Below are 24,701 nucleotides of genomic sequence, written 5' to 3' on the forward strand. Positions count from 1 at the left end.
ATTATTTAGAGCCGTAGAGTATTGGAAAAGGATATTTTTAGCTTGTAAAGCAGATAATAAAGTAGAATTGATTCAGATAAATCTTTTATTTCTTTTGAATCTTAGTTGCCCTTATTCAGAGACTCAACCGGATCACCTATGCTCTTTGGGGATTATTCACGCTCAGAAAGGTGGGAATTTTAGAGCGGGTTAGTCATCGGATAAAGTTAATTTTAAATAATACACAAAGTTGGCACGCGATTTGCAATATATTATGGGTGTATAGAAAAAAGAAAAGTAACCAGAAGGAGGATACCAAATGCTGGCAGTTATCGTAGGGACTCACGGGAATTTTGCGATAGAACTGATTCGTACTTGTGAAATGATTTGTGGTACTTTATCCAATGTAAAGGCTGTAACTTTACTGCCGGGAGAAGGTGCAGAGGATTTAGCAAGGAAATATGAAACTGCTTTATCTGAACTGGATATTGAGGATGGAGTATTATTTTTGAATGATTTGTTTGGTGGTAGTCCTTATAATGCCGCTTGTCGAATTGCAGCAGGACAGGAAAAGTACGGAGTGGTTACGGGCGTAAACTTGTCAATGCTAATTGAAATGTTCGGATATCAACAAGCGTATTCTGAAGTAGATATCATAGGTGCCATGGAAAAAGCAGTAGACGCAGGCAAAAATGGAATGCAGTGTTTTCATATGAGCACAATTCAAAATGAGGAGGATGATTTATAATGATGAATATTGTATTAGCAAGAATTGATGACCGTTTAATTCATGGACAGGTAGCAACAATTTGGACGAAAGTCACGGGATGCGAACGTATTATCGTTTGTGATGACGATGTTGCCAACGATACGATTAGGAAAACATTACTAACACAAGTTGCTCCTCCAGGAATTAAAGCAAATGTTGTTGATGTAGAGAAAGCAATTCGTGCATATAAAAATCCTAAGTATGAGGGGGTAAAAGTAATGTTGCTTTTCACAAATCCAACGAGCGTTCTTAGAATGGTTGATGGTGGAGTTCAAATTGCCTCGGTTAACATTGGTGGAATGAGCTTTAAAGAAGGTAAAACACAGCTTACACAAGCGGTTTCTGTCGACGATCAAGATCGTAAAGCTTTCCAAGCTTTGCATGAAAAAGGCATTGAGTTAGAAATTAGAAAAGTAAATACAGATACAAAAATTGATTTGATGAGTATATTGAAATAATTGAAAGTAAAATTTTATTTATAAAAAGAGAATAGAGAAAATGGAGGGATAAATCATGGAACTTAGTACTATGCAGATTATTGCGGTTTTTATTGTATCGTGCATTAGTGGCATGGGGAGTGTACTAGACGAGTTTCAAACCCATCGCCCATTAATCGCTTGTACAGCAGTAGGTCTTATTTTAGGTGATATGACAACAGGAATTATTATTGGTGGTACATTAGAAATGATTGCTCTTGGCTGGATGAATATTGGTGCTGCAATGGCGCCAGATGCAGCATTGGCTTCTGTTATTTCTACGATTTTAGTTATTGCAGGACATCAAAGTATTGGTGCTGGTATTGCAATTGCAATGCCGCTTGCCGCAGCAGGTCAAGTACTTACGATTTTTGCAAGAACGATCACGATCTTTTTCCAACATAAAGCGGACGATTTTGCTAAAGCAGGTAATTTAAATGGCGTAGATTTTTGCCATATAGCGGCTTTATTTATTCAAGCATTGCGTGTTGCAGTTCCAGCTGTATTAGTTGCAATGTTTGTCGGTACTGGTGCAGTACAAAGCATGTTGGCTGCGATTCCACCAGTAGTTACTGGTGGATTACAAGTAGCTGGCGGATTTATCGTAGTTGTAGGGTATGCAATGGTAATCAATATGATGGGGGCTAAATATTTAATGCCTTTCTTCTTTTTAGGTTTTGTTTGTGCAGCGTTTACCAATTTCAATCTTGTCGCTTTTGGTGTAATTGGTCTTGTAATGGCAATTGTATATATTCAATTAAATCCTAAATACCAAGTTGCAAGTGCTCCAGCAGTTGCTGGAAATGCATCAGCAAATAACTTAAATGACGATTTAGACGACGATTTAGACGATTAATTTGCGAAATAAAAGGAGGATGATAATCGTGGGAGCAGAGAAAAAATTAACTAAAGGTGATATGTTTAGTGCATTTATTCGCTCAAATTTTTTACAAGGTTCATGGAACTTTGAAAGAATGCAGGCGCTTGGATATTGTTTTGGGATGATTCCAATTATAAAAAGATTGTATCAAGGGCAAGACCGTGTAGACGCATTAAAAAGACATTTGGAATTTTATAATACACAACCATTTGTTACTGCACCGATTATTGGGATTACGGCAGCAATGGAAGAGCAAAGAGCCAATGGAGCGGATATTCCTGATGGTGTAATCAATGGGATTAAAGTAGGAATGATGGGCCCGCTTGCTGGTGTTGGTGATCCGATTTTCTGGGGAACACTTCGTCCAATGGTAGCTGCTATGGGGGCATCACTTGCTTTAGGTGGAAGTTTATTTGGCCCGATTTTATTTTTTGTACTTTTCAATGCAGTTCGCTTAGGTGTTAGATGGTATGGGATTCAGTATGGATATGCAAAAGGAACCGATATCGTAAAAGATCTTGCAGGTAATAAATTGCAAAAGATTACAGAAGGCGCTTCTATTCTTGGCTTATTCGTTATGGGTGCATTAGTTTGTAAGTGGACATCAGTAAATATTCCGCTCGTTGTATCAGAAATAGCAATGCAAGATGGTACAATTGTAGTTACGACTGTACAAGATATTTTAAATCAATTGATGCCTGGCTTAGTGCCACTTTTATTAACATTCATGTGCATGAATTTATTGAAAAAGAAAGTAAATGCACTTTGGATTATCTTTGGTTTATTCGCTATTGGTATCGCAGGTTTTGCATTAGGTATACTAAAATAATTTGGCTCATTCTCTAAAAATATATAAATACTCACACAAAAAAGAGGAAGACTAATGCTAATGTGAATAGTAAATAGTCTTTTTCTTTTTTACAATATTTGAAAAGTTGTAGTAAAAAGAAATTAAAAAATAAGAGAATTACTGTTTTAATGTTTGCATGATAAAACCAAAAAATATATAATAAAGTGAGTAAATGGTAGCCAAGGAGATGAATAAATGGATAGAACAGAAGAAATGAAAGATTTAACTTTATTAGGAAAACAAGGCACTGCCTATAATTATAATTACGATCCTGAAGTATTGGAGACATTTGATAATAAACACATAGATAACGCATATTGGGTGAAATTTAATTGTCCGGAATTTACAAGTTTATGCCCGATCACAGGGCAGCCTGATTTTGCAACAATCTATATCAGCTATATACCGGAAATAAAAATGGTAGAAAGTAAATCTTTGAAACTATATTTATTCAGCTTTAGAAATCATGGTGGATTCCATGAAGATGTTGTAAATATTATCATGAAGGATTTAATAGCTAAAATGGATCCTAAATATATAGAGGTTTGGGGGAAATTTTTACCGCGTGGAGGAATTTCGATTGACCCATATTGTAATTATGGCAGACCGGGAACAAAATACGAAGAAATGGCGTGGGAACGCTTTAAAGCACATGATTTAGTTGGTATGGATAAGGTAGATAATCGTTAAAATAGGGAAACTTCGATAGAGTGGGGTTAGGAATATGAATGAATTATTATCGAACGTATTAACAAGAAAAAGCGTTTATCAATTTGAATCAAGGCAAATTGTTGGGGATGAATTATGTGATATTTTAGAGGCTGGGCAATTTGTGTCAGATACAATTCAAATTCAAAATTGGCATTTTCTCGTTATTCAGAAAATGGAAGTTTTAGATCGTATTCGTCAATTATGGAAAGATGAATTAAGTAATAATCGGGCGATGCAAAATAGTATCTCGATGGCGCCGACATTAATTATTGTATCAAGTCAAAAAGATGATACAGACACGATTAATGCTGCGAATGCAACGATTGGTAATATGATGCTGGCTGGGGATAGAAAGGGTATAGGCTGTTGTTGGCTGCCGCTTATTCAATCCTTATTTAAAAGCGAAGAAGGACGTAAGTTAAAACAAGACTTAAGTATTCCGGAAGAATATATTTATTCTAGTGCATTGGCAATCGGATATAAAGCGAACCTGCATAAACAAGAAGTATTAAAACACAATTGCATCGTAAATTTTATACGTTAATTATGGATAATAAAAACAGCTATGAAATATCTCGATTGAGATGCTTCATAGCTGTTTTGTTTATTTATTAAACTGTTTGCGATATGCAATAAGATCAGGAATACTTACAATCGGAAAGTTATGTTTTTTTGCATAATCGACAAGACCTGGTAAGCGAGTCATTGTTCCATCTGGGTTTGTTATTTCACAAAGAACACCGCATGGTTTCAATCCGGCAAGCCTTGCTAAATCTACAGTCGCTTCGGTATGCCCGTCACGCTCAAGGACACCGCCTTGTTTTGCACGAAGCGGGAACACATGTCCTGGTCTATTTAAATCGGATGGTTTGGCTCCATCGGCAATCGCAGCTTTGACTGTAGTAACGCGATCGGCCGCTGATACTCCTGTCGTTACACCAACAACCGCTTCAATTGATTCGGTAAATCCTGTGCCAAAAGGACTCGTATTATGTTCAACCATCATTGGAATTCCAAGTTCAGCAATTTTGCTTTCTGTTAAACAAAGGCAAACAATGCCACTGCAATCATGAATTTGCAGTGCCATCTGCTCATTGGTTAGAGTTTCCGCAGCGAAAATTAAATCGCCTTCATTTTCGCGATTCTCATCATCGACAACGATGACGCCGCTACCCTGTTGAAATGCGCGGATTGCTTTTTCAACGCGTTCAATTTCTGTACCGAATTGAGATAATAAATTTTCCTTCATCAAAAATTCCTCCAAATGATAATTTGGACTTATAGAAGGGTGAGTAAAAAGACAGAATATTACTGCCTACTCTCTTTCATCCAGACTTTAACTGTCGGTACCGGATTCGCACCGGTTCTGCTGACTTTCTAAAAAGAAACGCTTGCGGACTTTCAATATTGATTACCGCCGATTGGGAATTTCACCCTACCCTGAGAATAAGTCATACAATACTATATGATACTCTTTGAAAGGGTAAAGTCAAGAATTTATTTCTTTTTTGGATATTTTAATTGTACGAGATATTGATTTGCTTTTGCTCGGATTGTGGATCCTCCGCTGCCAAATTCATCATCATTTTGTAAAATTGCCAAATCCCATCTTTCTTTAGAATGCAAGTCCCCATACATTCCATAAGGAACTCCGTTATTTTCATAAGGTGGGAAAATTCTATCGACGTTATCGCCAGCTTCTCCATGAGTCATTACGTGTTCAATATCAATTGGAATATCTAACGCATAGGCGAGAACAGCAATTGATTTGGCTAAATTCTCAATTTGAACTTTGGTCGGCGGTTCGGGCCCTATGTCTTCTGGTGTTGCTTGATATGCGGCATTTATTGTAATGCCAATACTTCCGCTATTTCGCATATACGTATGTGGACGAAGTTCAGATAAACTTTTGCCTGATAAATAGATTGTTCCGTCGTAGTCGATATTGATATGATAAGCATCGAATAATTCGCTATAAGGCATACCAGTCCAATGTAGGTAAATTTTAATGGGACGATTTTTTGCTTGCGCTGCTTTTAATAAAGCTGGTTTGGCGTTATAGGCTAACATTTCAAGTTCTGACAAAGAAATAATGGAGAACTTTTCAGAATCGGAATATTCAGGTGTATTTGCGAAGCTGGATATTGGAAAAAAGCAAAGGCAGAAAATAAAAAACAAAATTTTTTTATAGTTTAACAATGATAAAATTCTCCCATCTACGCAATATTTATCAATTATACTACAATTTAAATTATGGTCAAAGGTAATTTTTACGTTCATGTCGAATTTTACTTCAAAGTAGTTAGCGGTGTCATAGTTAGGAGAGATTGCCTTGGTATATGGAGTTATCGATATTGGCTCAAATACAATTCGAATGACGATTTATAAAGTTGAAAGTGTTAAGTTTCGTGTTTTATTGCATAAGAAAGATGCAACTGGTTTAGCTTCTTATGTAAAAAATGGAGCGATGTCTAAACAAGGAATTGAGAAAGCATGTCATGTTTTAAATGAATATAGAATGATTTTAGAAAATTTTAATGTGCAGAATAAGTATGCTTTTGCTACAGCTGCATTTCGTAATATATCAAATAGTAGGGAAGCTGTAGATGAAATTGAGCAACAAACAAATTTAAAAATAGAAGTGATATCGGGAGAGGAAGAAGGTAAGTTAAGTTTTATTGGTGCATCAAGATTGCAATCATTATCAGATGGAATATTGATTGATATTGGTGGCGGTAGTACGGAATTGGTCATCTATAAAAAAGGAATTTATCAGAAAGCTTTGAGTTTACAAATAGGGTCTTTGAGTGCTTATCGGGATTATATTGTAGGATTACATCCAACAATGGAGGAAAAAGAGAAGATTGAACGGGCTGTTTTAGAAAAATTAGAGCAAACGGATGATAAAGATTTTACACATGCGCAATATAAGTTTGGGTATGGAGTGGGGGGAACGGTAAGAGCGGTAAATAAATTAAAGCAGAATTTTTATCAAAATCTACAATGGCGTAATGAATTGGAATCAAAAGATGTTTATCAAATTACAGAGGTGTTAATGCAAGAAAGAGAAAAAGCTCCACGGCAGCTTTTAGATGTGATTTCCAGAATCGCACCATATCGTTTGCGTACGTTGATGCCTGGATTGATTATTTTAAACACATTGTTAAAAAAGTATGAAAGTTGCTTATTAAGGGTAAGTATGTCTGGTGTTCGAGAAGGTTACTTGTATAGTAAAGTGTTAAGTCACCATACCTAAATTATTCTAGCTTAGGTTTAGGATCATGTAGACAGGTCAAACATTTGTCTTTTGAGTAAAAACATAGAGAAAAAATATTGACAATATAAAACCGATGTGTTAGATTAAGTGTATTAAAAGATGAATAAAGATTGAAACTGGTGATAGGGGAGTAAAATCATTAGCGCACTCACAGAGAGCTAAGGGGGCTGGAACTTAGCAGGAAGCGGAATGAATAAGTGGGCCCTTGAGGGTGTCGTGAACGATTTTAATTTATTAGCGACAACGTATGCTTACGTTAATGAGCTGAGAATGTGATAGCATTCAATAGAGGTGGTCGCTTTTTATAGCGGCAAACAAGGTGGTAAACGCAGATCAAGCATCTGTCCTTATATGGACAGATGCTTTTTTATTTGTATTTTTGAGTAGAGGAGATAGAAAAGATGGCAAAAAGATTATTGATGGGAAATGAAGCAATTGCATTAGGGGCGATTCGTGCTGGTGTAAATGTCGTGTCAGGTTATCCAGGGACACCTTCAACAGAAGTATTGGAGACAATTGCAAAAGCAAAAGCTAATTTATATGTAGAATGGTCAATTAATGAAAAAGTTGCGCTTGAAGTTGCGGCTGGTGCTGCTTATACAGGTGCTAGAAGTTTAGTCACAATGAAACAAGTTGGCTTAAATGTAGCAAGTGACCCATTGATGAGTCTCGCTTATATTGGGGTAAAAGGTGGTATGGTAGTCTTAGTTGCTGATGACCCAGGGCCGATTTCTTCGCAAACAGAACAGGATACACGGCATTTTGCGCAGTTTGCTCATTTACCAGTCTTTGATCCTTCTACTCCAGAAGAAGCATATGAAATGATTGGTGATGCATTTAATTATTCAGAAAAATATCAGACCCCTGTAATTTTTCGCCCAACGACACAAGTTTGTCATGCTTGCTCGACGGTGGATGTAGATGAAAGAGTCGTTAAACGTGAAATTGAAGGCTTTGTAAAAGATCCGAAATGGGTGATTTTCCCGAAGCTATCTTATCAAAATCATTTAAAAATTCATGCTAATGAAGGAAAGATTGGCGAAGATTTTTCAACACTTCATTACAATATGATTACAGGTAAAGGAAAACGCGGCATTGCAGCAAATGGAGTATCGGTTACTTATGTTAAAGAAGTTTTATCAGATGAAAATCTAGAGGCAAAAGTGCTAAAGCTGGCGACGAGTCATCCATTTCCAGAAAATTTAGCAAGAGAGTTTTTAGATGGGGTGGATGAAGTGCTCGTCGTTGAAGAACTTGATCCGGTCATTGAAGAAGCACTTTTAAAAATCTGTGGCAAATATCATTTGCCAGTAGAAATTCGCGGAAAGTTAACGCAAGATACAAATGTTGCAGGGAGTAATAATTATGAAACCGTAAAATCTGCAATACATAAATTTTTTGGCATAGAACAAAAGCAGAGTAATGAAATACCGTTGCCAGAGCTGCCAATTCGTCCGCCGGTATTATGTGCAGGCTGTCCGCATCGAGCTTCATTCTATAGTGTAAAAATGGCAATGAAAAGAGCAAAGCAAAGAGCTGTTTTTACAGGAGATATCGGCTGTTACACGCTAGGCAATGCAAAACCGCTGGATATGGTAGACACTTGTCTTTGTATGGGGGCAGGTATTACGATGGCACAGGGGTTAGTTAGAGCGGATAAGAGTGCAAAACATATTGCTTTCATTGGCGATTCAACGTTTTTCCATACTGGAATTCCAGGAATTATTAATGCCGTTTACAATGGAACGGACATTACCGTAATTATTGTGGATAATTCAACAACCGCGATGACAGGGCATCAACCACATCCGGGAACTGGGAAGACGATGATGGGCGATGTTACGGAGAAAGTCAACATTGAAAAAGTGCTCCGTGGTTGCAATGTTGAATTTATAAAAAGAGCAAATCCATTAGATTTGAAATTGGCGATTGAAACAGTAACAGAGGCGGTAGCATTTCCGAAAGTATCTGTTGTACTGTTCGAAGCACCATGCATTGCAATTGTGAAACCTAAACCTAAATCAAAGGTAAATGAAAAATGTATTGGTTGTAAAAAGTGTATTAGAGAGATTGGCTGTCCGGCGATTTCTTTAACGAGTAATGGTAAAGCGATTGTTGATACAAATTTATGCTATGGTTGTACATTATGCAGTCAGGTTTGTCCGGTAAATGCGATTGGAGGTTGTGAAGCATGAATTTGAATTGTTTATTAGCAGGTGTAGGTGGGCAAGGTACGGTACTCGCATCAAAAATCATAGCGCAGACAGCAATCAATCAAGCTTATCCAGCGCATACCTCTGAAACGATTGGGATGGCACAACGCGGTGGTTCAGTAGTCAGTCATGTAAGGCTTGGACCAAAAAGCTGCTCGCCAGCAATTCCTAAAGGGCAGGCAGAAGTTATCATTGGGTTTGAACCAGCGGAAGCGGTAAGAAACATTTCCTATTTGCATAATGAAGGAGCAGTGTTATTAAATGCGAATCCAATTATGCCTGTTACAGCTTCGCTTGGTGTTGGCGCATATGAAGTGGAAAAGATTATTGCGTTTGCAAAACAGCAAGCAAAAAAAGTGATTGTTATAGATGGAAATGCATTATGTAAAAAAGCAGGTTCGGCAAAAGTATTGAATGTAATCATGCTTGGTGTAGCAATAAAAGCGCAGTTACTTCCCTTTACAAAGGCGGACATTATAAAAACGTTAGAAGAAAATTTACCATCAAGATTTTTAGAGCTAAATCGCAAGGCTTTCGATATTGGATATTCTTACGACGTAAGGGAGTGTGCAAAATGAAACAGGAACAATTTGAAAAATTTCAACGTGTATTTGCTAGAGTAATTGAAAATAGTCCATTTTATCGGGCGAAATATAAAGAGACTGGCTTAGTTTTTGAAGATATCAAATCGCCTGATGACATTGCAAAGATTCCATTTACAACGAAAGGAGAATTGAGAAAAGCCTATCCATTAGATATTCAAGCAGTGCCAGATGAAGAGGTTGTACGTATTCATTCCTCTTCTGGAACGACAGGTGATCCAATTGTTATTCCGTATACAGAAAACGACGTGGAAACATGGGGCATGATGATGCAACGTTGTATGACAATTGCGGGATTAACGAAAAAAGATCGCATACAAATTACACCAGGCTATGGCTTATGGACAGCAGGCATTGGGTTTCAACGTGGAGCAGAAAAACTTGGAGCAATGGCAATCCCAATGGGGCCGGGAAATACAGAAAAACAGTTAAAAATGATGGTGGATTTAGGGGCAACTGCACTTACAGCAACATCTTCTTATGCGTTATTATTGGCTGAAGAGATTGCAAAACGTCAGATGAAAGATAGAATCAAATTAAAAACAGCAATTATTGGTTCAGAGCGCTGGGGCGAAAAAATGCGTAATCGTATTGTTGATGAATTAGGTGTAGATATTTATGATATTTATGGATTAACAGAAATCTATGGGCCTGGTATCTCAATTAGTTGTAAAGAAAATAACGGTTTACACTATTGGGATGACCATTTATATTTTGAAATTATTGATCCTGTGAGTGGTGAAGTTTTACCAGAAGGTGAGCTTGGTGAATTAGTTGTTACAACATTAACAAAAGAAGGAGCACCACTCATTCGTTATCGTACGCATGATTTAACGCGATTATTAAAAGGAAAATGCTCTTGCGGCCTTGAGTACCCTCGTCATGATATTATTCTTGGCAGAACGGATGATATGATAAAGATTAAAGGAGTAAACATCTATCCAGGACAAATTGAAGATGTACTAAAAGGGATTGATGGAACGAGCAGTGAATATCAAATTGTTCTCGACCGTAAAGAAAATAAAGATTGTATGTTACTTCGTGTAGAAAAACAAGCAAATGCAGAAAACTTAGTAATCGAAAAAGCGCTAAAACGTCACTTTAAAACGAAAATTGGCATTATGATAGAAACAGAGGTAGTTTACATTGGTGATTTACCTCGCAGTGAAAAGAAAACAGCCCGTGTGATTGATAAACGTTATTGCTAAAAATAAAAAAAGCCCAAGTAGAGAGTTTTCGCTACTTGGGCTTTTGGTTTTCTTGTTATTTATTTTTCTGGGATTTTAAATGCTGCATATATTTTTTCGTTTCGCTTACAATGATGCCGGATAAACAAATAAGGGCAATTAAGTTAGGCAATGCCATTAACCCGTTTACAATATCGGCAAGAATCCAGATTGCATCGAGCTTTAAGAAAGCACCTGACAAAATCATTAAAATGAAGATATAACGGAAAGGTTTAATGCTTTTTACCCCCCATAAATATACACAGCTGCGCTCCCCATAATAGTTCCAGCCGAGAATTGTGGTAAAGGCAAATAATACAAGACAAAGTGTTAATACTTGTGACCCAAGCATGCCATAGATACTTGAGAAAGCATCAGAAGTCATTGCAGCTCCAGCGGCATCACCTGTCCATACGCCAGTTAAAATCAAAGTTAAGCCAGTCATGGAGCAAATAATAATCGTATCGATAAAAGTACCTGTCATAGAGATTAAGCCTTGTTCAGCAGGCCATTTTGTTTTTGCAGCTGCAGCGGCAATCGGTGCACTTCCAAGACCGGATTCATTAGAGAAAACACCACGAGCAATCCCGTTACGCATTGCCATCATGACTGTTGCTCCAAGAAACCCACCTGTAGCTGCTGTAGCAGAAAATGCACTGCTCACTACAAGGGAAATTGCGTCAGGAAGTTTATCAAAATTAAGAGCAAGAATTGATGCGCAGACAGCAATATAAATTAAAGCCATTGCAGGAACGATTTTAGAAGAAACCTTAGCAATACTTTGAATACCACCTAAAGTAACCGCCGCTACAACGCCAGTTAAAATTAATGAAGTTGCAATAATTGGGAGTCCGAAAGATAATTCTACACTAGATACGATTGCATTCACTTGTGGAAATGTACCGATACCAAGTAAAGCTACAAGAATACAACTAAATGCAAAAAAGATAGCTAAAGGACGAAATTTTTCACCAAGACCTTTTTCAATGTAATACATTGGACCGCCAGCGATTTGACCATTTGCATCTGTGACGCGATATTTTACTGCCAATAAACCTTCGGCATACTTTGTTGCCATGCCGAAGAAAGCGGCAAGCCACATCCAAAATAATGCTCCTGGACCACCTGCTTTAATTGCAGTTGCTACGCCGACAATATTACCTGTTCCAACGGTAGCCGCAAGTGCTAGACATAATGCACTGAAACTTTTTACGTCACCAGAACCTTTGCTTTGTGATGTGAAAATTAATTTTAAGGCTAAAGGTAATCGAAAGACTTGAATAAGACCTAAACGAATTGTAAGTAAAATACCTGTACCAATCAGCAATGTGATTAATGGTGGTCCCCAAACGAAATTATCTATTTCGTTTAATATTTGAAGTAAATCCATGAAATTTATTCTCTCCTTACAAAAAACATTTGTGCCCTAATATTGCACACAATGAATAATATATCACATTTTGTCGGTAGATGATAGGGGGTATTCTGGCTTCTTTATTAAATTATTATTTTCTTGCTATATTATTTTCTTTATATAAAATGGGAAAAAAACTCAAAAAAATAAGCTTTTGCTATTATTTGCCTTATAATGTTATTGGGAAAATGTGTGATTTCAGGTTGTTTTTTAGAGAAGGTAGAGAAGAACGGTTATCATCGAGACAAATTTTAAAAATGAAAATTTAAGCAGTTGCTTCAAAGCATACTATATCGTTCAAGAAATATATTTTTATCATGATAAAATAAAGAAAAGAATTAAATTAGGGGAGATAGTATGAAAGAGTTTCATGCTATCTCCCCTTAATATTCGGTTAAAGATGAATGCTTAGTTTTTATTCGATGATTTAGCAAAATGTTTCGCAATCACTGCCTTGATTTCATCATAAGTGATTTCTTCTGGCAATTCGTCCTTTAATGGGCGAAGCGGTGCGGTGCCAAGTCTGTGAATAACGTTTAGAATTTGCTCTTCATATTCAGGACGAATGAATCTATCCCAATCGACAACGCAATTTTCATTTGCAGCTTTGACTAAATGATTAAAAACCGTTGCAGTGGTTAGCGATCTTTCATTTGCGATTTCCGTCAATGAAAGTCCTTGGGTGAATAAGTTAAGTGTAAGTAAATGGGTAGGGGTTTTTGGTTCGTTGGTTGAAGGTGTCTTTTTCTTTGTCTTTGATGGTGAAGATACTGTATCTTCAGGGCTAAATACACGAATGGCTGTAATGAAAAATTGTCCGTATTTGTTTAGTTTGACTTCGCCAACACCTTTAATATCCTGCATTGCTTCCCGTGTTGTCGGTTGATATTTGCACATTTCATGAAGGGTGCTATCGGCAAAGACTTGATATGGAGGAATTTTTTCTGCATCTGCGATTTCTTTACGCAACTTACGAAGTTCTTGAAATAAAAGGTCGTCTGAGGCTACTTGTTTTGTTTTTATTACTTTCTGCCAGACGCTTTGGTCTCCTTTTAAAACAGCATAAGCCAAAGAAGTAAGGCGAACAACTGGATATTCACTTTCTGTAAGCATGAGATATTGTGTGGCAATTAATCGTTGAATTAAGAGTTTGATATCATTCACGGTTCTATTTGCAAATAAGCCATAGGTAGATAATTTGTCAAAACGAAATTGCAATAATTTTTTATTTTGTGATCCCTTTAAGACTTCGGCAATCATAGTGATTCCAAAACGTTCATTTAAACGAAGAATACAGGAAAATACTTTTTGCGCATCTACGGTGATGTCAATTAATTCGCTTTCATCTGTACAGTTGCTACAATTATCGCAACTTGTTGGGGCATCGGTTTCGCCAAAATACGAAATAATATAATTCCTTAAACAGTTTGGGGTATGGCAATAATCGACCATCATTTGTAATTTGCTTAATTCATGTTGTTTGCGATCTGGGTTTTCTACAGATTTGTCAATCAGAAATTTTTGCAGCATTGTATCTTGTGGGCTGAATAGAAGGGTACATTCCCCTGGCTCGCCATCGCGGCCGCTACGTCCAGCTTCTTGATAATATGCTTCCATGTTGCGTGGCATATTATAATGAATAACATAACGAACATTGGATTTGTCGATTCCCATACCAAAGGCATTGGTAGCAACCATGACTTGAATGTCATCATAAAGAAAGCGATCTTGCTCACGAATGCGTTCTTCATCACTTAAACCCGCATGATAATGTCCTGCTTTATAGCCTTTACTTGATAATAAAGCAAAAATCGCATCGACTTCTTTGCGTGTTGCAGTATAAATAATTCCTGATTGAGAAGCGTGAGTTTTCACATAATGGAGAATGAATTTTTGTTTGTTTTCCCCGCGTAATACATTAAAGTACAAATTAGGACGGTCAAAACCACTTACCTGAATGTTCGGATGATAAAGTCCGAGTAAATTGATGATATCGTCTTTAACCTCAGGGGTAGCTGTTGCAGTAAATGCGCCGATTAATGGACGTTTTGGCAATTGACGAATAAACGGGTAGATGAGTTGATAACTTGGTCGAAAATCATGCCCCCATTGAGAAAGACAGTGTGCTTCATCTATTGCAATCATACTAATTGTAGTTTTAATTAGGCAGGTTTGGAAAAAATCTGCGGACAAACGCTCTGGAGCAACATAGATCAGTTTGTACTTACCTGCGGAAATATCGTATAGACGACGATTTAATTCAGCAGAGGAAAGAGAGCTGTTGATATAAGTAGCAGGTATTCCTTGATTTATGAGGGCATCTACTTGGTCTTTCATTAGGGAAATCAAAGGGGAAATAACAAGTGTACAGCCATCAAACAGAAGTGCCGGTACTTGAAAGCAAATAGATTTACCTGCACCTGTCGGCATGATAGCAACGGTATCTTCGCCAGCTAGGAAACTCTTGATGATTTTTTCTTGACCTGGGCGGAAACTATCGTAGCCATAAAAGCGCTTTAAAATTTGTTTAGCCTGTGAAAACATATAAAATACCTGCCTTTAAAATCGAAATAGTTATGGCTACTTCGACAAAATGCTGGAATATACCTTTAATTATGCTATACTTAAGTTTGATTTTGCTTTAAAAGGAGTCTTGTTGTGGATATAAAAATGAAATTGATTTTTTTTGGTATTGACCTCATTTTACCGCTTTGTATTGGGTATGTATGCCGATATCAAAGTGTAATTAAAGACCATGTCTTTAATAAAATGATTTTAAACAATATCTTAGTTGTTTATCCGATCTTATCTTTTTTGAGCTTTTGGATTTTGCCGTTAACAAGTGATTTGATGTGGCTGCCGGTGATTGGAATTATGATAGGCCTTGTTCCGGGAGTGATTGCCTATTTTGTCGCTGAACGTAAATATACAGAGGATGCGGATCGTGGCAGCTATGTAATGTCAGCAATTCTATCTAACTTGGGGACAATTGGCGGGCTGTGTGTGTTTCTTATTTATGGAGAAACTGGTTATGCCTATCAACAGTTAATAGTGTTATTTCAATACCTATTGATGTTCATGTTTTGCTATCCCCTTGCGCAGTATTATTATCAACGGAGTCATGGCGGGGAGAAAGTAAAGAGGATTTCGGTTTTTTCAATTTTATTTAGTCGTAATCAATTAGCGGTGGTTGGAATTCTGCTTGGTGGTGTTTTACAGGCTTTCGGTGTGCCTCGACCGCATGAATTAGACGGTGTTGCCAGTATTTTTGTTCACTTAGGTGCATGGACAGCACTGCTTCCCGTAGGCTATTCGATGGATTTTGCAAAAATGCGCGGACATTATCATGAATTGCTTGATTTATCGGCGATTAAGTTTCTCGCCACACCGCTTGTTATTTATTTATTTTCTCAATTTGTAATTGCGGATGAAATTATGCGCAATAGTTTACTAATTTTAGCCTGTTGCCCTGCGGCAGTGAATGCAGTAATTATTGCTAGACTATATAAACTTAATATTAATATTTGTGTAGCTGCGTTTATTGTAACAACAGCATTGTTTGTATTTGTAGTATATCCAGCATTGTTTTTCTTGCTAAGCCCTTGGGGAATTTAGCAAATAAGAAGGTTGTTCTCCCCAATAGCATAATTTAGCATATGTTGTATTTGTCTTTTGTGAAGGGGAATTATATCTATAGTGAAATGTAGCTAAAAGAGTAGAAGCGTGAAATAAAAATTTTCCCTCGTTTAAATAGGAAAGGGTGGAGAGATAATATGAGTTGGCTAGATTTGCATATGCATTCAAGAATTAGTGGTGATGGTGAATTTGCACCAGGGAAAATGATGGAGCTTTGCCAGAAAGCCGGTGTAAGAGTAGCGGCAATTGCTGACCATAACTCTATACGTGGTTTGTCTGAAGCCGCAAAAGCGGCAGAAAAATATGCAGTGACCTTGATTCCAGCAGTGGAGCTAGATTGTCAGCATAATGGTATTAATTTGCACGTGCTAGGATATAAGATTGATTATCAAGCGCATGCAAAAATATTTGATGAAATCGAGCAAGAAATCTTTCAGCAAGAAAAGATAGCGAGTGTAAAGCGCCTGCAAAAGATTCGAGAGATGGGAATCTTCATAGATGAAGAAAAAGTTTATCAGCTAGTTGGAAAAGATAGGGTTATTGAAGTAGAAAGTATGGTTTATGTAGCCATGCAAGATACACGCAATTGCCATCATCCTTTATTGCAACCCTATTTCCCTGGGGGAATGCGTAGTGATAGTCCGTTTGTAAATTTTTATTGGGATTATTTTAGTCAGGGGAAACCATCCTATGTACATGTGGAATTTATTCGTCTAGCAGAAGCAGTCGCAGTGATTGAAAAAGCCGGTGGGGTTGCGATTTTGGCACATCCCGGCAATAACATTGGCAGGAAGGAAACATTACTTCATGAAATCATCGAGGCAGGGGTAAAAGGTGTGGAAGTATACAGTTCTTATCATGATTTGTTAACAATTGATTTTTATAAAAGCATGACAGAAAAATATAAGCTACTGACGACTGCTGGAAGTGATTTTCATGGTAGAGCAAAACCATCAATTCGGTTAGGTGATATTTTAGTGGAAAAACGCGAACAAGAGATTTTCACAAGATTGATGGAAGCTGGGAGACGTGACATATAGCAGAATATGGATGAGGTAATATTTAACCAATTAAAATAAGTAAAAAAGCATTGACATTGAGGTGCCCCCATAGGTTAGACATAAATCTAACTCATGGGGGCACCTCAATGTCAATGCTTTTTATTTACTCTACTTCATTATGGTGTTCTGCAATTAAACGCCTCGTCACTTGTTCACCAAATTCCGTTACTGCCATACTACCTAGTTCAATTTCAGCAATATCACATAAGAATTTTTCTTTTGATTTTCCTTCGTTTACAGTTTTCTTGAAGTAATTATATACGTCAGAATCAGTATATAATTTATAATCATAATTATTCAAAGGTAAATGATAATCTAGAGAAATCAAACCTTTTTCAGCTAAAGCAGAAAAGATTCTCCCCATTGCTTTTACATTTTCTAATGTTTCGCTAAGGGCAGTCAAATATACTGGAGCAAGCGCAGTAAATACGGCACCTTCTTCTACGCTGCTTCTCATGATAAACCTAGTCACCGGTAAGTATTTACAATGATGTAATTCAAGCAATACAGATATTTGGGAATTGGTTAGCGATAATTTTGTTACGTTCTCTATTGATTCAATCATAGCATCTTTATCTCGATGCTCTTGGCGATGATTATCATGACAGTCACATGAGCATCCGCAATGATTATCAGTATGATGAGAGTGATGGTGTTCTTTTTTTGTATTCATATTATTACCTCTGTATTTACAAATATTTTATATATTGCATAATAGCATAGTTTTAAAAAAAAAGCTAGCCAAATGATTATCATTATCAACAATCAAAATATCTTTAGGATACAACAATGAAAAAAGCAATAGTTTAAATATTTTGTTGAATTAGGGCGGATAGGTTTTAATAAACTAGACATAAAAATTAAGGCCGTATAAAATAACAGCTACATTTCAAACTTGGATATAAAAATAAAAAGAAAAATGATTCAACTCATAGAGGCGAAGCTATGGCTGAACCATTTTCTTTTACAAAGTAATGGAGTTATATAAAATCAGTTTATCTGACTTTGACATTGGAAAATTTAAAAAATAAGGCATTGTATACGAAAAGATTTATTTTAAAAAGCAAGATAATATAAAACCACCGAGAGTACCACCGATAATTGCATTAATAAAAGTTGGAATGGATTTTGGCAGACTATCGCCAGAATAAATGGATGCTGCCCATAAGCCGAATCCTGCTGCCCAGGCCATATCTACCCAAGCGTGACCGGATTGAAATATCATGCTTAATCCGTGATTTAGGGTCCAACAAGTTCCGACGACGAATCCGGCAAAGAGCCAACCACCTACAGGACCGAAATTTTTAATTAAGGGATCAACACATACTCGAAGTAAAAACGGGAAGATAAAAGCTCCAACAAAAGTAGCTATCATTAAATTGACTGTCATAAAACTCACCTCCTGAATTTTCAATTATTCGTTAGGATGCTTTTAGAGAATTTTCTTTCTTTGTTTCCGCAACAGGCTGAATGTTTTTTTGGAATGTAGCTGCTGTAATACCACCAGTAATACCGCCCAAGACTACAACCAGTATAGTTGGTATAGATTCCATAAGAGGAACTACAGAACCAGCCATAAATACATCTCTCATTGTGCCGCAGATTGCGATTCCTAATGCCATGTCTACCCAAGCTCCGCCTGCTGGATTATGCATAATACCAACAAAATGATTCATAAACCACATAATACTAATAATCATAAATCCTGCAAACCAACCGCCACCAATACCATAAGCATTGGAAAAGGCTCCCCATACACTCATTACGAATATACCAGCTATTGCTGTTCCAACAATTGTTCTCAATGCGCTCATCAAATTCACCCCCCTTATTTTATAATAGGAAAAGTTTTTCCTATACCTTCTAATAATGCAAGAAGCGTGCCAACTATTAAATTTTTAGAAATAAATAAGAAAAGCCAGTATTTATAAGGGGAGTTGTAAATGCAAATATAAAATTTTTTATTTAAAAACTTTTATATTTGCATTTACAGGTAAATAATTACCTGTAAATCGGGGAATTTTTCCCATGATAAGTGTAGCGAATTTTATCATATTTTCTTTTTATGTATATCGTGGTATGATGAAGAAGAAAAAAATCGTGGGAGGATTTATATGCGTAATGGGGATAAAATCAGAGCAATGAATGATGCTGAATTAGCTGCATTTATGAATGATTTTTCACAGTCATCATGTCAATATTGTTGTTTTGCAGGTGAACAGACAGGGACTATGGAGACGGTTTGTATGGCGCCTCCAATGTATGACTGCGAACGTGGATATCAAGAATGGATCAAACGTGAAGCTATAGAAGAGGTTAAATAAATTTTTTGGCTGCTGGATGAGATTTCAGCAGTTTTTCACTTTATTTAAGAATATAGCTGAGTGAAAGTCGTACAAAGAATTTTCAAATAATCAGACTTTACAATATAAATTGGATTCTTTTTAGTAAGGGGTGGATTTTTATGAAGGGAAAAATGCGCAAAGTTTTAGCTGCTCTTATTACTACCTATTTAATGAGTAATGCGACAATAACTTTTGCAATGCCATTGACGCTATCTATTGATGAGGCGATTGATATGGCTTTAAAAAATAATTATAATATCAAGATTGCTGAAAAAGACGAAGCAAAAGCTCAGGCAGCATTAAAAAGTGCAAAGTCACAGCAGGATCCATCTGTGAGTGCAAACGTTAGTATGGGGATAACGGATGTGAATGATAATGGTTTTGAGCGAAGCAACAATAACAATATTCGTTTGTCTATGCCGCTTTATACGGGTGGAAAAAATGAGTTGAATATTGAAAAAGCAAAAGACTCAATTACAGCGAGTGAACTTGCTCTAATCCGTACGAAAGAAAATACGATGCTTGATACGATAACGGCCTATTACAATGTTTTAGAAGCGGAAAAGATTGTTGCTGTTGATAAGGAAACGGTAGATAATTATCAAGAGCATTTGAATGATGTAAAAAATCTTTACCAGGCAGGTAGTACGCCAAAAGTAGATTTATTGAGATCGGAAGTAGAATTAGTAAATGCACAGCAGACATTACTTAAATCACAAAATTCTTATGATATTGCAGTAAGTAAATTGAAGAATATCATTAAATTTGATAGTGAAGATGCGATTGACTTGTTAGATGATGTAGAATATCATGCGGTTGAACACAATTTATTGGAATGTATTGCTTATGCAAAAGAAAATCGTGTGGATTTAAAAAAATATCAAGTGGCAATAGAGCAGGCACAAAAAGATATTGATATTGCCAAAGGAGATAAAAAACCATCGGTTTCACTTTCCGTAGGTACAGGGTGGAATAAACAAATTTTGCCTGATCATGCAAACCATTCATTAACTGCCGCAGTCGAAGCAAGCTGGAATTTATTTGACGGTAATATTACTGCTGCGAAAATTAAAGATGCTGAATTATCTTTGGAACAAGCAGAGCTTGAATATTACAAACAAGCAGATGCGATTGATTTAGAAGTTAGAGAAGCGTATTTGAATATGCAAGAAGCAGAAAAACGTTTCCATACAACAAAAGTAGCAGTTAGTAAGGCAGAAGAAGATTATTTTATCGCGAAAGAAAAATATAAAGCCGGTGCAGGCGTTATATTAGATATTATTGATGCGCAGTTAGCGCTGACTACGGCAAAGACGAACTATATTCAAGCGCAATATGATTATGCATCGTATAAAGCTACGCTTGATAATGTGATGGGTGTTAGCGAGGAGGCGGAATAATGAACAAGAAAACGATGAAATGGGTTGCGGTTGCAGTTATTTTTATTGGATTGGCTGGTGGTGGTTACCTATATTATCAGAGCAAACAAACAACTGGGGCTCCGATTGGACAAACGGTAAAAGTAGAGCGTGGTAAAGCTAGTTCTACCGTGTCGGCAACGGGGACAATTAAGCCGGTAAATTCAGTAGAAATCAGTTCTAAGATTACAGCGAGAATCAAAGAAATTCCAGTAAAAGAGAATGATCATGTTAAGCAAAATCAAACGCTCGTTATCCTTGAAGATAAAGAACTCGATACAAAGCTTGATCAAGCACAATATAAAGTAACAAATGCAAAAGCAAAATATGATCGTACTGCTTATTTGCATTCTATTGGTGCAAAATCGGATTCAGAGTTAGAAGATGCTCTTTATGAATATCAAAATGCATTATCTAGCCTTGAAGGGGTGCAATCCAATGTGGATGATACGATTATTGTCTCACCAATTGATGGCTATGTAATTGGTGAACCACTTAGTGTAGGAACTCTAGTGGCACAAGGGGTAAATAATCCTACGGTCATCATGAATATTGTGGATTTATCCACCAAGCAGATTCGTGCAAAAGTAGATGAGACGGATATTGGAAACGTGAAAATTGGGCAGAGTGCTACGTTTACTGTAGATGCGTATAATGGTAAAACTTTTACTGCAAAAGTAGCAAATATTTCTCAGACGGATGTAAATAAGAGTTGGTCGAGTTCAACGACAACATCTTCAAGTGTTATTTATTATGATGTAACCTTAGATGTAGAAGATCCGGATAATTTACTAAAACCATCGATGACAGCACGGGTGAATATTAATGTAGCTGAAAAAGATCATGTGCTGCTGGTACCGCTTGCCGCATTAAAGACCAATAATGAAGGACAATATGTTGAACGCGTAAATGTAGATGGAACGACGGAAAATGTACAGGTAACGGTAGGAATTTATAGTGATGATAAAGTAGAGATTACCAGCGGATTGGCTGAAGGGGATATGTTGGCTGTTTCTTATACCAAATCAAAAAATAGCAGTTCTAGCAATGGAAATCGTCAGCATCCGCCGATGTAGGAAGGAGTAAGCGATGACGATAAAACTTTCTGACATTCGAAAAATTTATACGATTGGAGACTCTACTGTTGCTGCACTAGATGGCGTAAACCTTCATATTAGAAAAGGTGAATTTGCAGCGATTATGGGACCTTCTGGCTCAGGAAAATCTACATTGATGAATATATTAGGCTGTTTAGATCGACCAACTTCTGGGTCTTATGTTTTGGATAATGAAGAAGTTGCAAAGTTAAATGATGATGATTTAGCAATTACGCGAAACAAAAAAATTGGTTTTGTATTTCAAAATTTTAATTTATTATCGCGAATTAGTGCTTTAGAAAATGTGGCATTGCCCTTAATTTATGCTGGCGTTGATCGGAAGACACGTTTAAATAGAGCGAGAGAATTACTTAATTCTGTTGGTTTAGAAAAACGTATGGATCATCTGCCAAACGAATTATCAGGTGGACAGCGCCAAAGAGTCGCGATTGCAAGAGCTTTGGTCAATGATCCGCGCATTATTATGGCGGATGAACCGACTGGAAACCTCGATACAAAATCGAGTGTTGAAATTATGGGGTTATTTGGTCAATTGCATAAACAAGGGAAGACGATTATCCTCGTTACCCACGAACCTGACATTGCTGAATATGCTGAGCGTCAATTGATAGTACGTGATGGAAAGCTGGTGCGCGATGAGGTGAAGGGGGGGAAAAGTGATGTTTAGAGAAAGTGTACGCATTGCTTTTCATGCCCTGATAGCAAATAAAATGCGGTCAATCTTAACGATGCTCGGAATTATTATTGGTGTTGGTGCGGTGATTGCGATGGTATCAATAGGAATGGGCGTGCGAGACAACGTACAATCTTCAATCGCAAGTTTAGGTAGTAATATGCTAATCGTATCACCGGGTTCGTCGAATTCTGGTGGTGTCCGTGGTGGTGCTGGCAGTATGATTACGCTAAAAACAGAAGATGCTGATGCAATTCGTGAACATATAAAAAATATTGACTATGTTTCACCAACGGTAAGCAAATCTTATCAGGTCGTGGCGGGAAATCAGAACTGGAATACGAGCGTACAAGGGGTAACTTCAGAGTTCATGTCAATTCGCAATCTGACGGTTGGCAGTGGGACGTTTATCAGTGAACAGGATTTAAACTCTAGAACTCGTGTGGCTGTTATTGGAGCGACGGTAGCTGAAAATTTATTTGGTGAAATGAACCCAACGGGGCAAAATATTCGGATCAATAATACCCCTTATAAAGTGATTGGTGTACTAGATAGTAAGGGTCAGTCCTCGATGGGGCAAGACCAAGATGATATTATCATCGTTCCGTTGACGACTGCGCAAGAAAGATTATTAGGGATAAACTATATTCAATCTATTAATATACAAGTTTCTTCAGCAGAGGCAATTGATCAGGTACAGGCGCAAATTGAGAACCTGCTCCGTCAGCGTCATAAGATTATTGGTGATAAAGAAGATGATTTTACGGTACACAATTTAACGAGTTTGTTAGAAATGATGACGGAAACAACGGGAATGATTACACTTCTATTGGGAAGTATTGCAGCCATTTCACTTTTGGTAGGTGGAATCGGAATTATGAATATTATGATGGTATCTGTGACGGAAAGAACTCGAGAAATAGGAATTCGTAAAGCGCTCGGGGCAACATATCATAATATTATGATGCAATTTTTGATTGAGTCCGTAGTAATCGGTGTCATTGGAGGATTGATTGGTATTCTTATCGGATGTTTTGTAGCTGTTTTAATCTCTAAATTAGGAGGATTAAATACAACAATTACTCTGGCACCAATTATCATTTCTTTTAGTTTTTCAGTAGGGATTGGATTATTTTTTGGAATTTATCCAGCGAGAAAAGCCGCTTTGCTTGATCCAATTGAAGCTTTACGTTATGAATAATTGTTCAGCGGTTTGTATGAAGTATTATCTTTGTATGAATCGCTGAATTTTTATTTAGAGGAGCTTTAAAATAGCAGGAACTTTTTAGCGAAAGAGCGAATATTCTGAAACAAGAAGATGTAGATTTGGTTTGTTGTTAGTAAACCGATATCTGGGAGGTGCTATTTTATGAAAGTAAAAGATATTATGACGAGAGAGGTTGTCTCCGTTTTACCGGGAGCTTCGATTGAGGAAATTGCGAAAGTTTTAGTAGAAAATAAAATATCGGGTGTTCCGGTAGTTGATGATGTTGGTAATCTTGTTGGGATTGTCAGTGAAGGCGATTTACTACATAAAGAGGTTTCACCACAAGTTCCAGATATAGTGAATATTTTAGGGGCATTTATTTTTTATAATGGTGTTGAACGCTATAATGAAGAAGTAAAGAAATTAATGGCTCGATCAGCAGAGGAAATTATGACAAGTAAAGTAATAACGATTGAGCAAGATATGGAAGTTAGTAAAGCGTGTCAGCTAATGATGAAGCATCAAATTAAGCGCATTCCGGTAATGAAAGGTTGGCAGCTTGTCGGTATTATAAGTCGTGTGGATGTAATTAAGACATTGATAAATAAATCAATTTAGTATACTATAAAAATAGAAATTTTTTAGAAATGTATAGAAGCCTGCTTGCAAAACAAAAGAGCTTTTTAAATGAATAATGAACTTTAGGTGACGAAGCTTTCTATTGAATTTGAGTATACAGTTAAAGAGTATTGCAAAATGCAATGCTCTTTTTGTGTTTTTTAATGAAAAATTAATATGAGGAGGAAAGTGAGTGAAACGTCTACATTGAATTTATTGAAAGATATA

25 protein-coding genes and 1 riboswitch are annotated in these 24,701 nt (G+C 36.8%); of the genes, 18 read left to right on the forward strand and 7 right to left on the reverse strand.

Annotation, left to right across the window (positions count from 1 at the left end; translation table 11 throughout):
- The first annotated feature begins 298 nt into the window (after positions 1-298).
- From ACWZFG_RS08080 to ACWZFG_RS08105, 6 genes are all read left to right on the forward strand, one after another.
- Positions 299-727, forward strand: coding sequence for a PTS sugar transporter subunit IIA (locus tag ACWZFG_RS08080; protein ID WP_147670002.1), 429 nt, complete (start codon positions 299-301; stop codon positions 725-727).
- 2 nt (positions 728-729) lie between these two features.
- Positions 730-1,206 carry a mannose/fructose/sorbose PTS transporter subunit IIB gene (locus ACWZFG_RS08085; RefSeq protein ID WP_418627314.1) on the forward strand — a complete coding sequence of 159 codons (477 nt, stop codon included), beginning with the start codon at positions 730-732 and terminating at the stop codon, positions 1,204-1,206.
- 55 nt (positions 1,207-1,261) lie between these two features.
- Positions 1,262-2,080 carry a PTS mannose/fructose/sorbose transporter subunit IIC gene (locus tag ACWZFG_RS08090; protein ID WP_418627307.1) on the forward strand — a complete coding sequence of 273 codons (819 nt, stop codon included), beginning with the start codon at positions 1,262-1,264 and terminating at the stop codon, positions 2,078-2,080.
- A gap of 28 nt (positions 2,081-2,108) precedes the next feature.
- Positions 2,109-2,933: a PTS mannose transporter subunit IID gene (gene manZ / locus ACWZFG_RS08095; RefSeq protein WP_418627308.1), complete on the forward strand. Its 825-nt coding sequence runs from the start codon at positions 2,109-2,111 to the stop codon at positions 2,931-2,933.
- A gap of 216 nt (positions 2,934-3,149) precedes the next feature.
- Positions 3,150-3,644: a preQ(1) synthase gene (queF, locus tag ACWZFG_RS08100; RefSeq protein WP_418627309.1), complete on the forward strand. Its 495-nt coding sequence runs from the start codon at positions 3,150-3,152 to the stop codon at positions 3,642-3,644.
- Positions 3,645-3,678: 34 nt separating this feature from the next.
- Positions 3,679-4,209 carry a nitroreductase family protein gene (locus tag ACWZFG_RS08105; protein WP_455577386.1) on the forward strand — a complete coding sequence of 177 codons (531 nt, stop codon included), beginning with the start codon at positions 3,679-3,681 and terminating at the stop codon, positions 4,207-4,209.
- A gap of 60 nt (positions 4,210-4,269) precedes the next feature.
- Here ACWZFG_RS08105 and ribB read toward each other — a convergent pair whose 3' ends face one another.
- Together ribB and ACWZFG_RS08115 are read right to left on the reverse strand one after the other, a co-directional pair.
- Positions 4,270-4,914, reverse strand: a complete 645-nt coding sequence (gene ribB, locus ACWZFG_RS08110) for a 3,4-dihydroxy-2-butanone-4-phosphate synthase (RefSeq protein ID WP_418627311.1) — start codon at positions 4,912-4,914, stop codon at positions 4,270-4,272.
- Between the two features lie 64 nt (positions 4,915-4,978).
- A riboswitch (FMN riboswitch) is annotated at positions 4,979-5,117 on the reverse strand.
- A 45-nt stretch (positions 5,118-5,162) separates the two neighbouring features.
- The gene (locus tag ACWZFG_RS08115) at positions 5,163-5,750 is read right to left on the reverse strand and encodes an N-acetylmuramoyl-L-alanine amidase (RefSeq protein ID WP_455577387.1); all 588 of its coding nucleotides are present in this window, start codon (positions 5,748-5,750) and stop codon (positions 5,163-5,165) included.
- Between the two features lie 247 nt (positions 5,751-5,997).
- Here ACWZFG_RS08115 and ACWZFG_RS08120 point away from each other — a divergent pair, with 247 nt between their 5' ends.
- The 4 genes from ACWZFG_RS08120 to ACWZFG_RS08135 all read left to right on the forward strand — a co-directional run bounded on the left by ACWZFG_RS08120 (position 5,998) and on the right by ACWZFG_RS08135 (position 10,965).
- A complete protein-coding gene (locus tag ACWZFG_RS08120; RefSeq protein ID WP_455577388.1) occupies positions 5,998-6,921 on the forward strand; it encodes a Ppx/GppA phosphatase family protein in 924 nt (307 codons plus the stop codon).
- Positions 6,922-7,343: 422 nt separating this feature from the next.
- Positions 7,344-9,137, forward strand: a complete 1,794-nt coding sequence (iorA, locus tag ACWZFG_RS08125; protein ID WP_455577389.1) for an indolepyruvate ferredoxin oxidoreductase subunit alpha — start codon at positions 7,344-7,346, stop codon at positions 9,135-9,137.
- Entirely contained in the window at positions 9,134-9,733 is a 600-nt protein-coding gene (locus ACWZFG_RS08130; RefSeq protein WP_418627251.1) for an indolepyruvate oxidoreductase subunit beta, read from the forward strand. Before iorA ends, ACWZFG_RS08130 begins: the two co-directional genes overlap by 4 nt.
- Positions 9,730-10,965, forward strand: a complete 1,236-nt coding sequence (locus tag ACWZFG_RS08135; protein ID WP_418627252.1) for a phenylacetate--CoA ligase family protein — start codon at positions 9,730-9,732, stop codon at positions 10,963-10,965. Before ACWZFG_RS08130 ends, ACWZFG_RS08135 begins: the two co-directional genes overlap by 4 nt.
- A 55-nt stretch (positions 10,966-11,020) precedes the next feature.
- Here ACWZFG_RS08135 and ACWZFG_RS08140 read toward each other — a convergent pair whose 3' ends face one another.
- Together ACWZFG_RS08140 and recQ are read right to left on the reverse strand one after the other, a co-directional pair.
- Positions 11,021-12,373, reverse strand: coding sequence for an alanine/glycine:cation symporter family protein (locus ACWZFG_RS08140; protein WP_455577390.1), 1,353 nt, complete (start codon positions 12,371-12,373; stop codon positions 11,021-11,023).
- Between the two features lie 432 nt (positions 12,374-12,805).
- The gene (recQ, locus tag ACWZFG_RS08145; protein ID WP_455577391.1) at positions 12,806-14,941 is read right to left on the reverse strand and encodes a DNA helicase RecQ; all 2,136 of its coding nucleotides are present in this window, start codon (positions 14,939-14,941) and stop codon (positions 12,806-12,808) included.
- A gap of 114 nt (positions 14,942-15,055) precedes the next feature.
- Here recQ and ACWZFG_RS08150 point away from each other — a divergent pair, with 114 nt between their 5' ends.
- Together ACWZFG_RS08150 and ACWZFG_RS08155 are read left to right on the forward strand one after the other, a co-directional pair.
- Entirely contained in the window at positions 15,056-16,012 is a 957-nt protein-coding gene (locus ACWZFG_RS08150; protein ID WP_455577392.1) for an AEC family transporter, read from the forward strand.
- Positions 16,013-16,170: 158 nt separating this feature from the next.
- Positions 16,171-17,073: a PHP domain-containing protein gene (locus ACWZFG_RS08155; protein WP_455577393.1), complete on the forward strand. Its 903-nt coding sequence runs from the start codon at positions 16,171-16,173 to the stop codon at positions 17,071-17,073.
- Positions 17,074-17,197: 124 nt separating this feature from the next.
- On the opposite strand, the gene ACWZFG_RS08160 is transcribed toward ACWZFG_RS08155, so the two are convergent.
- From ACWZFG_RS08160 to ACWZFG_RS08170, 3 genes are all read right to left on the reverse strand, one after another.
- Positions 17,198-17,767, reverse strand: a complete 570-nt coding sequence (locus ACWZFG_RS08160) for a hypothetical protein (RefSeq protein ID WP_418627257.1) — start codon at positions 17,765-17,767, stop codon at positions 17,198-17,200.
- Positions 17,768-18,145: 378 nt separating this feature from the next.
- Entirely contained in the window at positions 18,146-18,484 is a 339-nt protein-coding gene (locus tag ACWZFG_RS08165; protein WP_147669986.1) for a Lin0368 family putative glycerol transporter subunit, read from the reverse strand.
- A 31-nt stretch (positions 18,485-18,515) separates the two neighbouring features.
- Positions 18,516-18,908 (reverse strand): Lin0368 family putative glycerol transporter subunit, encoded by a 393-nt coding sequence (locus ACWZFG_RS08170; protein WP_418627258.1) that lies wholly within the window; start codon positions 18,906-18,908, stop codon positions 18,516-18,518.
- Positions 18,909-19,208: 300 nt separating this feature from the next.
- Here ACWZFG_RS08170 and ACWZFG_RS08175 point away from each other — a divergent pair, with 300 nt between their 5' ends.
- From ACWZFG_RS08175 to ACWZFG_RS08200, 6 genes are all read left to right on the forward strand, one after another.
- Positions 19,209-19,418, forward strand: coding sequence for a hypothetical protein (locus ACWZFG_RS08175; protein WP_418627259.1), 210 nt, complete (start codon positions 19,209-19,211; stop codon positions 19,416-19,418).
- A 140-nt stretch (positions 19,419-19,558) separates the two neighbouring features.
- Positions 19,559-20,839, forward strand: coding sequence for a TolC family protein (locus ACWZFG_RS08180; RefSeq protein ID WP_455577394.1), 1,281 nt, complete (start codon positions 19,559-19,561; stop codon positions 20,837-20,839).
- A complete protein-coding gene (locus ACWZFG_RS08185; protein ID WP_455577395.1) occupies positions 20,839-21,933 on the forward strand; it encodes an efflux RND transporter periplasmic adaptor subunit in 1,095 nt (364 codons plus the stop codon). Before ACWZFG_RS08180 ends, ACWZFG_RS08185 begins: the two co-directional genes overlap by 1 nt.
- 13 nt (positions 21,934-21,946) lie before the next feature.
- Positions 21,947-22,642 carry an ABC transporter ATP-binding protein gene (locus ACWZFG_RS08190; protein WP_455577396.1) on the forward strand — a complete coding sequence of 232 codons (696 nt, stop codon included), beginning with the start codon at positions 21,947-21,949 and terminating at the stop codon, positions 22,640-22,642.
- Positions 22,632-23,849, forward strand: a complete 1,218-nt coding sequence (locus ACWZFG_RS08195) for an ABC transporter permease (protein ID WP_147669981.1) — start codon at positions 22,632-22,634, stop codon at positions 23,847-23,849. The genes ACWZFG_RS08190 and ACWZFG_RS08195 overlap by 11 nt, the downstream gene beginning before the upstream one ends.
- Positions 23,850-24,017: 168 nt before the next feature.
- Positions 24,018-24,473 carry a CBS domain-containing protein gene (locus ACWZFG_RS08200; protein WP_418627263.1) on the forward strand — a complete coding sequence of 152 codons (456 nt, stop codon included), beginning with the start codon at positions 24,018-24,020 and terminating at the stop codon, positions 24,471-24,473.
- Positions 24,474-24,701: the final 228 nt, after the last annotated feature.

Source organism: Anaerosinus sp. (assembly GCF_965318445.1).

What these genes read in the sequence shown, in the direction of transcription:
- ACWZFG_RS08160 (WP_418627257.1), bottom strand. Translation starts at nt 17,767, where the DNA reads ATGAATACAAAAAAAGAACACCATCACTCTCATCATACTGATAATCAT.
- ACWZFG_RS08165 (WP_147669986.1), bottom strand. Translation starts at nt 18,484, where the DNA reads ATGACAGTCAATTTAATGATAGCTACTTTTGTTGGAGCTTTTATCTTC.
- ACWZFG_RS08105 (WP_455577386.1), top strand. Translation starts at nt 3,679, where the DNA reads ATGAATGAATTATTATCGAACGTATTAACAAGAAAAAGCGTTTATCAA.
- ACWZFG_RS08170 (WP_418627258.1), bottom strand. Translation starts at nt 18,908, where the DNA reads ATGAGCGCATTGAGAACAATTGTTGGAACAGCAATAGCTGGTATATTC.
- ACWZFG_RS08175 (WP_418627259.1), top strand. Translation starts at nt 19,209, where the DNA reads ATGCGTAATGGGGATAAAATCAGAGCAATGAATGATGCTGAATTAGCT.
- ACWZFG_RS08130 (WP_418627251.1), top strand. Translation starts at nt 9,134, where the DNA reads ATGAATTTGAATTGTTTATTAGCAGGTGTAGGTGGGCAAGGTACGGTA.
- ACWZFG_RS08090 (WP_418627307.1), top strand. Translation starts at nt 1,262, where the DNA reads ATGGAACTTAGTACTATGCAGATTATTGCGGTTTTTATTGTATCGTGC.
- ACWZFG_RS08200 (WP_418627263.1), top strand. Translation starts at nt 24,018, where the DNA reads ATGAAAGTAAAAGATATTATGACGAGAGAGGTTGTCTCCGTTTTACCG.
- ACWZFG_RS08190 (WP_455577396.1), top strand. Translation starts at nt 21,947, where the DNA reads ATGACGATAAAACTTTCTGACATTCGAAAAATTTATACGATTGGAGAC.
- ribB (WP_418627311.1), bottom strand. Translation starts at nt 4,914, where the DNA reads ATGAAGGAAAATTTATTATCTCAATTCGGTACAGAAATTGAACGCGTT.
- ACWZFG_RS08135 (WP_418627252.1), top strand. Translation starts at nt 9,730, where the DNA reads ATGAAACAGGAACAATTTGAAAAATTTCAACGTGTATTTGCTAGAGTA.
- ACWZFG_RS08080 (WP_147670002.1), top strand. Translation starts at nt 299, where the DNA reads ATGCTGGCAGTTATCGTAGGGACTCACGGGAATTTTGCGATAGAACTG.
- ACWZFG_RS08155 (WP_455577393.1), top strand. Translation starts at nt 16,171, where the DNA reads ATGAGTTGGCTAGATTTGCATATGCATTCAAGAATTAGTGGTGATGGT.
- ACWZFG_RS08180 (WP_455577394.1), top strand. Translation starts at nt 19,559, where the DNA reads ATGAAGGGAAAAATGCGCAAAGTTTTAGCTGCTCTTATTACTACCTAT.
- iorA (WP_455577389.1), top strand. Translation starts at nt 7,344, where the DNA reads ATGGCAAAAAGATTATTGATGGGAAATGAAGCAATTGCATTAGGGGCG.
- queF (WP_418627309.1), top strand. Translation starts at nt 3,150, where the DNA reads ATGGATAGAACAGAAGAAATGAAAGATTTAACTTTATTAGGAAAACAA.
- ACWZFG_RS08140 (WP_455577390.1), bottom strand. Translation starts at nt 12,373, where the DNA reads ATGGATTTACTTCAAATATTAAACGAAATAGATAATTTCGTTTGGGGA.
- ACWZFG_RS08085 (WP_418627314.1), top strand. Translation starts at nt 730, where the DNA reads ATGAATATTGTATTAGCAAGAATTGATGACCGTTTAATTCATGGACAG.
- ACWZFG_RS08185 (WP_455577395.1), top strand. Translation starts at nt 20,839, where the DNA reads ATGAACAAGAAAACGATGAAATGGGTTGCGGTTGCAGTTATTTTTATT.
- recQ (WP_455577391.1), bottom strand. Translation starts at nt 14,941, where the DNA reads ATGTTTTCACAGGCTAAACAAATTTTAAAGCGCTTTTATGGCTACGAT.